The 10212-nt window shown below is 65.7% G+C and carries 9 protein-coding genes; 3 read left to right on the top strand and 6 right to left on the bottom strand.

Features of this window, described 5'->3' with window-relative positions; all coding sequences use genetic code 11:
• Positions 1–152: 152 nt before the first annotated feature.
• From NKI47_RS23375 to NKI47_RS23355, 5 genes are all read right to left on the bottom strand, one after another.
• Positions 153–1091: an ABC transporter substrate-binding protein gene (locus tag NKI47_RS23375; RefSeq protein ID WP_352470775.1), complete on the bottom strand. Its 939-nt coding sequence runs from the start codon at positions 1089–1091 to the stop codon at positions 153–155.
• An 86-nt stretch (positions 1092–1177) separates the two neighbouring features.
• The gene (locus NKI47_RS23370; protein WP_502896740.1) at positions 1178–2155 is read right to left on the bottom strand and encodes an ABC transporter permease subunit; all 978 of its coding nucleotides are present in this window, start codon (positions 2153–2155) and stop codon (positions 1178–1180) included.
• Positions 2156–2175: 20 nt separating this feature from the next.
• Positions 2176–3720, bottom strand: a complete 1545-nt coding sequence (locus tag NKI47_RS23365) for a sugar ABC transporter ATP-binding protein (RefSeq protein ID WP_352593796.1) — start codon at positions 3718–3720, stop codon at positions 2176–2178.
• Positions 3717–5096, bottom strand: a complete 1380-nt coding sequence (locus NKI47_RS23360) for an FGGY-family carbohydrate kinase (protein ID WP_352593795.1) — start codon at positions 5094–5096, stop codon at positions 3717–3719. Before NKI47_RS23360 ends, NKI47_RS23365 begins: the two co-directional genes overlap by 4 nt.
• Positions 5093–5875 carry a DeoR/GlpR family DNA-binding transcription regulator gene (locus tag NKI47_RS23355; RefSeq protein ID WP_023680486.1) on the bottom strand — a complete coding sequence of 261 codons (783 nt, stop codon included), beginning with the start codon at positions 5873–5875 and terminating at the stop codon, positions 5093–5095. Before NKI47_RS23355 ends, NKI47_RS23360 begins: the two co-directional genes overlap by 4 nt.
• 228 nt (positions 5876–6103) lie before the next feature.
• Between NKI47_RS23355 and NKI47_RS23350 the strand changes: the two genes are divergently transcribed.
• From NKI47_RS23350 to NKI47_RS23340, 3 genes are read left to right on the top strand one after another with little or no spacing between them, the layout of a single operon-like run.
• Positions 6104–7147, top strand: coding sequence for a class II aldolase/adducin family protein (locus tag NKI47_RS23350; RefSeq protein ID WP_352593794.1), 1044 nt, complete (start codon positions 6104–6106; stop codon positions 7145–7147).
• Between the two features lies 1 nt (position 7148).
• On the top strand, positions 7149–8435 hold the full coding sequence (locus NKI47_RS23345; protein ID WP_031213171.1) for an FGGY-family carbohydrate kinase: 1287 nt from the start codon (positions 7149–7151) through the stop codon (positions 8433–8435).
• Positions 8432–9283, top strand: coding sequence for a TIGR01459 family HAD-type hydrolase (locus NKI47_RS23340; RefSeq protein WP_023680489.1), 852 nt, complete (start codon positions 8432–8434; stop codon positions 9281–9283). Before NKI47_RS23345 ends, NKI47_RS23340 begins: the two co-directional genes overlap by 4 nt.
• A gap of 20 nt (positions 9284–9303) precedes the next feature.
• Here the strand turns inward: NKI47_RS23340 and NKI47_RS23335 are convergent, their stop codons facing one another.
• On the bottom strand, positions 9304–10110 hold the full coding sequence (locus NKI47_RS23335; protein ID WP_352593793.1) for an exodeoxyribonuclease III: 807 nt from the start codon (positions 10108–10110) through the stop codon (positions 9304–9306).
• Between the last annotated feature and the right edge of the window lie 102 nt (positions 10111–10212).

The following is a 10212-nucleotide window of genomic DNA, read 5'->3' as shown; positions in this document are numbered from 1 at the left end:
CGCCCCACAATATTTTTTGGGTTTCACGCAGAAGCAACTATCTCAGGTGCGGTTATATACCCACCACCCCCCCCACCCGTGTTTTCCTTCACCCCTGCCCCCAACCCACCTCCGGGCGGCCGCCCCCCCCCCCCCCACCAGGCTTGGGAGGCTTAGCGAGCCGCGGTCCAGCCCTTGTAATCCTTCAAATTGTCGGCCGTGATCAGCTTCGGGTCGAGCAGCACCGTCGGCTCGGCCGGCTTCTTGCCGGCAAGCAGGTCAGCCGCCATCGTCAGCGACTGGCCGGCCATCACATAGGGATCCTGCGAGGCCGAGGCCTTGATCATCGACGTGCCGGAGGCGAGTTCCTTCTCGATATCGGGTGCACCGTCGACCGCGGTGAAGATGAACTCCGAGCGGTTGAGCTGCTTGGCCGCAAGCTGGGCGCCGATCGCCGTCGGATCGTTGATGGCGAAGACCGCGTCGATCTTGTCGAAACGCGTCAGCAGCGACTGGAACACTTTCAGGCCGCCGTCACGCGAGCCTTCGGCGTTCTGGTCGTCGGAAAGGATCTTGATGTCGGGGTGCTTTGCCAGCACGTCCTTGCAGCCCTTGACCCGCTCCAGGATCGACGACGAGGCCGGGCCATTGAGGATGACATAGTCGCCCTTGCCGCCGGTATTATCGACCAGATACTGGCACGCCTCTTCGCCGGCCTTGACGTTGTTGGTCATCACGGTGACGTCGGCGCCCGGCGCCGAAACGTCGAAAGCGGCAACGACGATGCCGGCCGCCTGCGCCTTCTTCACCGCCGGCGCGATCGCCTTGGCATCGACTGCGTTGAGCATGATGACGTCGACACCGGCAGCGATGAAGGAATCGACCTGCGATACCTGCTTGTTGAGATCGTAGTCGGCCGATACCGATGTCACCTGCACATTCGGGTTGATCTTCTTGGCCGCGTCCTCGATGCCCTTGATGGTGGCGACGAAGAACGGGTTGCCGAGCAGTCCGACCGAGATGCCGACCTTGTTCAGATCCTTTGCCGATGCCGGCGCGATGACGGCGGCCGCAAGGGCGACGCCGCAGAGCAGTTTAGCGATGGTCTTCATTGTTTTATTTTCCTCCTGATGCCCCGCGCCTCTCACGGTGCGTTACACATGAAACCGGCTCGTTGGATGCCGGCGACTAAGGGCCATCACGTTCTTGCTCCTGCCTGGAGCCGGTAACGGTCGAGGGCGACCGCCACGATGATGACCAATCCCTTGATGATGTACTGCCAGATGTCCGAAACACCGGCGAGGATGAGCCCGTTGGACAGCACGGCGATGATCAGGCCGCCGATCAGCGTGCCCCAGATCGAGCCGACACCGCCGACGAAACTGGTGCCGCCGAGGATGACTGCGGCAATGGCGTCGAGTTCGTAGGACTGGCCGAGCTGAAGCCCGTTGGCGGCATAGAGCCGGGCCGCCGACATGGCGCCGCCAAGGCCGGCCAGAAGGCCGGAAACGCCGTAGACGAAGAGCAGCACCAGCGGCACCTTGATGCCGGTCAGCCTGGCGGCCTCGGCGTTGCCGCCGACGGCGTAGATCCAGGTGCCGAGCACGGTGCGCTTGAGCACCAGCCAGGACAGGACGACGACCGCCAGCGCGATGATTACCAGCCACGGAACGCCGAACAGCGAACCGTTGCCGATGAAGTCGAACGGCAGGTCCGCGTTGAACACCGTCGTGTCCTGGCCGAGCAGGCGGGCGACGCCGCGCACGGCGGTCAGCGATCCCAGCGTGACGATGAAGGGCGGCAGCTTGATATAGGCGATCAGCAGCCCGTTGATGACGCCGAAACCGAGCCCGACGAGAATGGCCGCGGGCACGCCCAGCAGTCCCCAATCGGGCACCAGCGACACCATCACCGCCACCATCGCCGAGGCGGCAAGGATCGAGCCGACGGACAGGTCGATGCCGCCGGTCAGGATGACGAAGGTCATGCCGGCGGCCAGCACGATATTGATCGACGATTGCTGCATGACGATCAGCAGGTTGGTCTGGGTGAAAAAGCGCGGATTGATGAACTGGAAGCCGACCGCCAGCAGGATCAGGATCGGCAGCATGCCGAGTGCGGCGATGGCGGTACGCCACCTCGTGCTCCTGCCGACCGCCCGGTCGTCCGCTTTCATCGTGTCGGCCACCTTGTCGGTCATCGCTGAGCCGCTCCCGTTGCAAGTTCCATGATCGCTTCCTGCCGCAGCGGCTCGCCCTCCGACGCCGTCACCTCGCCGGCAATGGTGCCGTCGCGCATCACCAGCACGCGGTCGGCGATGCCGATCACCTCCGGCAGTTCGCTGGAGATCATCAGGATGGCGATGCCTTTCTTGGCCAGGTTGTCGATCAGCCGATAGATTTCCGACTTCGCCCCGACATCGACGCCGCGGGTCGGCTCATCGAGGATGACGACCTGCGGCTCGGTTTCCAGCAGGCGGGCGAGCAGCACCTTCTGCTGGTTGCCGCCCGACAGCGAGCCGGCATTGGCCTGCACCGAGCTGGTGCGGATGGAGAGGTCTGACACCGCCTTGGCGGCGCGCTTTTCGGCAGCCGTGAAGTCGCGCAAACCGCCGGCCTTCGCGTCCTTTGCCAGCACGCCCATGCTGATATTGTCGGAGATCGACATGTCGAGAAACAGGCCAAGTTGCTTGCGGTCCTCGGTCAGGTAGGCGATGCCGGCATCGAGCGCCTCGCTCGGCGAACCGATGGATATCGGTTTGCCGCCGAGCTCCAGCGTGCCTGATGTGTGCCTGTCGGCGCCGAAGATCAGCCGTGCCAGTTCGGTGCGGCCCGAGCCGACCAGGCCGGCCAGTGCCAGCACCTCGCCCTGGTGGAGGTCGAAGGAACAATTCTTTATGAGATTGCCGTCCGACATGTCGCGCACCGACAGCGCGATGGCGCGCTTGCTGTCCGGCGGACGGTGATCCTTCTTGTAGAACGTCGACAGATCGCGCCCGACCATCATCGATACCAGGCGCGAGGCGTTCAGGTCGGCGCGGTCGAGCGTGCCGACATAGCCGCTGTCGCGTAGCACGCTGACGCGGTCGGCGAGCTGGTAGACCTCTTCCATGCGGTGGCTGATGTAGATGATGGCGATGCCTTGCGACTTCAGCGTCGCGATCACCTCGAACAGCCGGTCGGTCTCACGCGAGGTCAGCGACGTGGTCGGCTCGTCCATGACGATGATGCGCGCATTGGTCGACAGCGCGCGGGCGATTTCCACCAGCTGTCGCTCGCCGAGCGACAGGCTTGCGACCGGAGTGCGCGCCGAGAAGGTCACGCCAAGCCGCGCGATGATCTCGCTGGCGCGCCGATTGCACTGCTCGCGGTCGACAACGCCGAACCGTCGCGGCTCGTTGCCGAGAAAAATGTTCTGCGCTACCGACAGATTAGGCGCCAGCGACAGCTCCTGATAGATGACCGCAATGCCGGCGGCGCGCGCCTTGATCGGGTCGCCAGTCGCGGCCGGCACGCCGTCGATCAGGATTTCGCCGCCGGGGTCCGGCCGGTAGGCGCCGGACAGCACCTTCATCAGCGTCGACTTGCCGGCACCGTTTTCGCCCATCAGCGCGTGCAGCTCGCCGGCGTGAACGGTCAGCGACACATCGTGCAAGGCGCGGATCGCACCGAACGTCTTGGAGATGTGGCGCATCTCCAGCACCGGCTGGCGCACCGTCTCGATCCGGGCGGCGCCGCTCATCGCGCAGCTCCTGCAGTTGCGCTGGCCACAGCCCGGTCGGCGGCAAGGCCGCGCCAGTCGTTGCGATAGCCGGCAAGGCCGCTGAAACTTGCCGCATGCACCGCCTCCGGCGCCTCGGTGGCAAACTCGCGTCCGACGCTTTCGAAGGCAAGTGCGGCAGCACCGGTGGCGCTGCCCTCCAGCGTTGCGCCCTGCAGGAAAGCCTGCCCGGGCCGCAACTGCGCCAGCAACGCGGCAAGCAGCCCGCCATTGTTCAGGCCGCCGTCGACGATCACTGCGTTGTCCGAATGGATCAGCTCGAGGCACAGATCGACCATCAGCGCGACATAGAGCAGCGCCATGGCCGCGCGTTCCTCGGCATTGGGCGTACGCCCGACCAGTTCGCCGCGGCGGCGCGGCATCGGGCCGCCGGGCGCGAAGCTCGGCAGCGCCATAATGCCGGCGTCGATCACCCGTTGTATCGATGACGGCGCGATTGCGCCCTGCCAGCCGGCGCTGATCGTGGCGAATTCGCGTCCGCCCATGAAGCGGACGGTTGGCACCGGGCCGCCATCGACATCGACATTGACCAGCATGTCGCGCTCGCCGTCGAGTGCGTCGAGCGGGCAGTCCGGATTGAGCACGACCACCCAGGTGCCGGTCGAGACCACGGTCACCGGCCCGAGCTGCTGCCGGCGGTAGGCATGGAGCGCGGCATTGCTGTCGTGGACGCCATTATGGATGGCGACTGGCTTCGCGGCCTGGCCGAAGCGCTGCTCGCCGATCACCGCGCCGGCACGCTCGAAGGCGGGCATCTGGCCGCGCCAGCCCTCGGCATCGACCAGCGAGCTGAAATCGCGTTTGCGCGGCGCCCATAAATGCGAGTGGCAGCCAAGATACGACACTTCCGATACCGGCCGGCCGCCAAACCGCCAGCTCCAATATTGGGGGTAGCCGAGGATCGATTTCGCTGTGGCGAAGGCACCGGGCTCCACCTCCTTCAGCCACAACATGTGGCGGCCGTAGTTGAAGCCAAGCGGCAGGCGCGGCGAAAAGGTCTCGGCAAAATCCGGAATGCGGCGGTCGATCTGCGCGGCGATTTCAGCTGGCGGTTCCTGCTCGTAATCGAGGATCGGATGCGTCAGCGCGGCTTCGTCGACCAACGCGAAGGTGCAGCCATGGCCGGATACCATCAGCCCTTCCACGCCATGCGTGTCGACTGCATCATCGATGGCGCGAGCCGCCCAGTCGTGCAGCGCTGGCTCGTCGAGCACGCTGAAGCCGCCTTTGCGGATCCAGCTCGGCTGGGTGCGGCGCTCCTCGAGGATCTGTCCGTCCTGGCCGAAGACGAACAGCTTCGAATTGGTCTTGCCGAAATCGAGGACGGCGATGTTCACTGGGCGCCTCCCGAGGAAGCCGCGATCCGCACCATGACGCCGGCATCTTCGAGCATGCGGGCATCTGTCTCGGACAGGCCGTCATCGGTGACCAGCGTGCCGATCCGCGACAGCGGCAGTGCCACATTGCGCGCGTGGATCGACAGTTTTCGGCTGTCGGCCAGCACGACGATCTGGTCGGCGCAGAGGCTGAGCTCGACGATCGAGCGGACCAGCAGCGGGTGCGATTCCAGAAGGCCTTCCTGGCCGATGCCTTGCGCGCCGAGAAAGAACTTCGAGGCGTAGAACGGCACCGTCTGCGTCAGCGAATGGATGATGCCCGGCTCGCGGTGCAGTTCGCCGCCGGCGACGGTGAGGCTGCAATGGCCGTGGTCGCTGAGATAGGCCGCGAGCGGCATCGAGTTGGTGTAGAGCCGGATGTTGCGGTCGGCGAGCTTGACGCCGAGATGGAAGCAGGTCGAACCGCCATGCACGATGACCGCGTCGCCGTCGCGCACCATGGTGGCGGCGAGAGCGGCGATCTGCCGCTTGGCCTCGACGGCGAGGTCGCGGTTCTCGTCATAGGGCCTGGCATAGGCGACGCCGGCTTGCGAAGCGCCATCGAGCGCCGAGATGCCGCCATAGACCTTGCGCGCTTCGCCGGCTTCGTCGATCTTGTCGATGTCGCGCCGCACTGTCGCCGCCGACACGCCAAGCCGTTCCTGCAGCTCGCGCACCGATGCGAAAGGCCGGTCCCGCAAAAGCTCGACAATCTGGCGCTGGCGGCCGGAGTCGCTCAACCCTTACCTCCCAATGCACTTGCCTCCCAAGCATTTTGCACGTCATTGCCATTTTGCACGGCAATTGGTGCAACTTACTCAACACGCCTCGGATTGCAAGCCTGATCTGACGCGATAACATCACTGTTGACGTAACTTACTCGCATCTGCGATACCAGCGTCGGTCTTCGTCCCGGCACTGGGACGTCCAAAGCCGTGGCCACGCGGCCGGTTTGTGGAGGAATTTCGATGACGATCAGTGCGGATGCGCAGGAACTGGCAGCGCTGCGGTCGCTTTCGGCCGCCATCGGCAGCGACCCGCATCTGACCCAGGCCGCCGGCGGCAACACCTCGCTGAAAGCCGGCGACACGCTCTGGATCAAGGCCTCCGGCACCTGGCTGAAGGACGCGCTCATCGCGGACATCATGGTGCCGGTCGGCATCCCGCCATTGCTCGACGCCATCGAACGGCGCGACCCGGCCGCCGAACAGCCGCAGGCCTTCACTGTCGACGCCCTCAACGCGCGCGGCTTGCGCCCGTCGATCGAGACCACCGTGCATGCGCTGATGCCGCAGCGCATCGTTCTGCATGTTCACTGCGTCGAGACCATTCCGCTGGCCGTGCAGGCCGACTGCGAGGCCGAGGCCGCCAGGCGGCTCGACGGCCATCAATGGGCGTATATTCCCTATCGCCGGCCGGGACTGCCACTCGCGCAGGGTATAGCCGAGCGCCTTCGGCCAGGCGTGGATATCCTGATCCTCGGCAATCACGGCCTGGTCGTTGCAGCCGAGACCGTCGCCGCGGCCGACATGCTGCTGCGGCGCGTGACACGACTGTTGGCGCGGCCGCCGCGCCAGGTGGCGGAACCGGACATCGCGGCATTGACGGCGCGCGCCGGCGACAGCGACTACAGATTGCCGGCGGACGTTGAGGCGCATGCGGTGGCGATCGACGCCGAAAGCTGCCGCATGGCTTCGGGTGGCAGCCTCTACCCCGACCACGTCATCTTTCTCGGCGAAGGCTCGGTCGTGGCGAGACCGGACGAGGGTGTGAAGCGCGTCATCGAGCGCTGCGGCGCCGCACCCGCGGCGATCCTGTTTCCTGGACTCGGCGTGTTGATGCGCGGCGACGCCGGCGCCGGTGCCGACGCCATGCAGCGCTGCCTTTCCGACGTGACAGCGCGGATCGATGTCGCGGCGAAGCTGAATTATCTGACAGCGGCGGAGAATGACGAGCTGATCAACTGGGACGCCGAAAAATATCGTCAGAAACTCAATGCCGGAGGCAGCTGACATGCCGCGTTCGTCTGGCCCGCTTGCCATCGGCATCGACATCGGCACATCCGGCGCGCGCGCCGTCGCCATGCGTCCGGATTTTTCCATTGCCGCGCATTCCGCTATTGCCCTCGAGCGATTTGGGCCGAACGGCCGCGACCCCGCCATATGGTGGGAGGCGGTCGGCGCGGCGTTGGCGGAACTGCTCAAATGTATCGATCGCGCGGCAGTGCGCTCGATCGCCGTCGACGGTACGTCGGGCACGCTGCTGCCGGTCGACGGCGCCGGGCGGCCGCTGGCCGAACCGCTGATGTACAACGACAAGGTCGCTGACGACACTATTCTGACAGCAATAGCCGGCGCGGCACCGGCAACGAGCGCTGCACTTGGGGCGACCTCCGGTCTCGCCAAGGCGCTGTCTTTCCAGCACCTGCCCGGCGTCGCCACTGTGCTGCACCAGGCAGACTGGATCGCCGGACAGTTTTCCGGCCGCTTCGATGTCAGCGACGAGAACAACGCCCTGAAGACCGGCTACGACGTCGAGGCCCGGCGCTGGCCGGACTGGATCGCGGCGACCGGCGTGCGCATGGAATTCCTGCCCCGCATCGTGCGGCCGGGCGATGTCACGGACACGCTCACCGCCAGCGCTGCGAAAATGTTCGGCCTGCCGCGCGACGTGGTTATCGTTGCCGGCACGACGGATGGCTGCGCCTCATTCCTGGCGACCGGTGCGAGTGCCGCGGGCGACGGCGTTACCGCGCTCGGCTCGTCGCTGACCATCAAGATCCTCTCCGACCGGCCGATCTCGGCGCCGCAATTCGGCATCTACAGCCATCGGCTGGGTGACACCTATCTGGCGGGCGGCGCCTCGAACTCCGGCGGCAAGGTGCTGGCCCAGCATTTCCCCGTCGCCCGCATTGTCGAACTCAGCAAAAAAATCGACCCGGCGACGAAGACCGGCCTCGATTATTACCCGCTGCCGGCGCCGGGCGAACGCTTCCCCATAGCCGATCCGGCGCTGCCGCCGCGCCTCGAGCCGCGGCCCGCCGACGACGCCGACTATCTGAAAGCGATGTTCGAGGGTATTGCGGCGATCGAAGCGCTCGGCTATCGCCGGCTTGCCGAACTCGGCGCCCCCCGGCTGACATCGGTCAGGAGCGTCGGCGGCGGTGCGGCCAATCCGGCCTGGACAGCGATCCGGCAGCGCAAGCTTGGCGTCGCTCTCGTGCCGGCTCTTTCGGAGGAGGCCGCTGCCGGCACGGCGCGGCTGGCGCTGATGGGCGCAAGCGCAGCGGGGCTTTTATGACGGCCAAGGCAATTCAACACCTCGACGGCATCGCCGCGCTGACCGACCGCTATCAGGTGTTCCTGCTCGACCAATTTGGTGTGCTGCACGACGGCACCAGCGCCTATCCAGGTGCTGTCGAAGCGTTGTCGGCACTCAAGCGCGCCGGCAAGACCATCGTACTGATCTCGAATTCCGGCAAGCGGGCGCAACCCAATGAGCGCCGCCTGCTGAAGCTCGGTTTCGAACCGGGAAGCTGGGATCACTTTGTCTCCTCCGGCGAGGTGGCGTGGCGCTCCTTCCACCAAATGGCAGCATCCGGAGCCCTGCGCCCGCAGACAAAATGCCTGCTGATCCGCCGCGACAATGACCGTTCGGCTGTCGACGGCCTGCCCTTCGTCCTGGCCAAGGACGGCGACGATGCCGAACTGGTGCTGATTTCCGCCAGCGAGGGCGATCGCTACGACCTCGACCATTATCGCCGGCTTCTTGGTCCGGCGGCGGCGCGGCGGGTGCCATGCTTCTGCACCAATCCCGACAAGATCATGCTGACTGCCGTCGGCCCTCGCTTCGGCGCCGGCCGGCTCGCCGATCTCTACGAGAGCCTCGGCGGCAGCGTGGCGCGCATTGGCAAGCCCAATCCGCAGATATTCGAGGCAGCGCTGGCACTGGCGGGCCACCCGGAGCGCGACAGCGTGGTCTGCGTCGGCGACAGCGTCGAGCACGACATCGCCGGCGGCAACGGCGTCGGCGTCGCGACGACGCTGGTCCTGTCGGGCATATTGGCGGGGGCGCCTGACCTGGAGGACGTTTTCGCCACGCTGAACGCCCGTCCCGACTACATCGCGGATAGCTTCAGGTTTCGCTGAGTTGTTAAGGCGAGACAAAGCTAATCCAGGTTGAAACGCCCGATCACCGGCACATGGTCCGAGGGCCGTTCCCAGCCGCGCGCCGGCCGCAGGATTTCATAGCCGGCAAAATGCGGCACCAGGTTTGGCGACGACCAGACATGGTCGAGGCGGCGGCCGCGATTTGAGGCCTGCCAATCCTGGGCGCGATAGCTCCACCAGGTGTAGAGTTTCTCCTCGTAAGGCACATTGAGCCGCATCAGGTCGATCCAGTCGCCGGCGAGCCGCATTGCCTCGAAGTTTTCCGTCTCGACCGGCGTATGGCTGACGACCTTGAGGAGCTGCTTGTGCGACCAGACATCGTGCTCGAGCGGCGCGATGTTGAGGTCGCCGACCAGGATCGAGCCGGAGTGCTCGTCATGCTCGGCGCGGACGGCGTTCATCTCGGCAACGAAATCGAGCTTGTGCTTGAACTTGCGGTTGACGGCCGGGTCGGGCTCGTCGCCGCCGGCCGGTACGTAGAAATTGTGCAGCAGGATCGTTTTGCCGCCGGCGTTGACGGTGACCGACAGATGCCGGCTGTCGTCGATCTCGCAGAAGCGGCGCTTTTCGACCACCTCGATCGGCCGGCGCGCTATGGTGGCAACGCCGTGATAGCCCTTCTGGCCATGGAAGGCGATGTGCTCGTAGCCGAGCTTGCGGAACGCCTTCTCCGGAAACAATTCGTCCGGAACCTTGGTTTCCTGCAGGCAGAGCACGTCCGGCGCCTGCGCGACCCGCAGGCGCTCGACGATCGGCATGCGCAGCCGGACGGAGTTGATGTTCCAGGTAGCGACGGAAAACGGCATGTGGGGTTCCGGACAACGCAAGGTCCGCCGGATGGCTCCGACGGAAGTCAATCGCGGAAACTACTGCCAGCCGCGCACCGCAAAAACAAGGCGGCGCTTGGC

The sequence above is a fragment of the Mesorhizobium sp. M0633 genome, assembly GCF_040320645.1.
In the GTDB taxonomy this organism is placed as follows: domain Bacteria; phylum Pseudomonadota; class Alphaproteobacteria; order Rhizobiales; family Rhizobiaceae; genus Mesorhizobium.
Note: the sequence above shows the minus strand (reverse complement) of the source record. Positions and strands in the feature narration are given on the sequence as shown.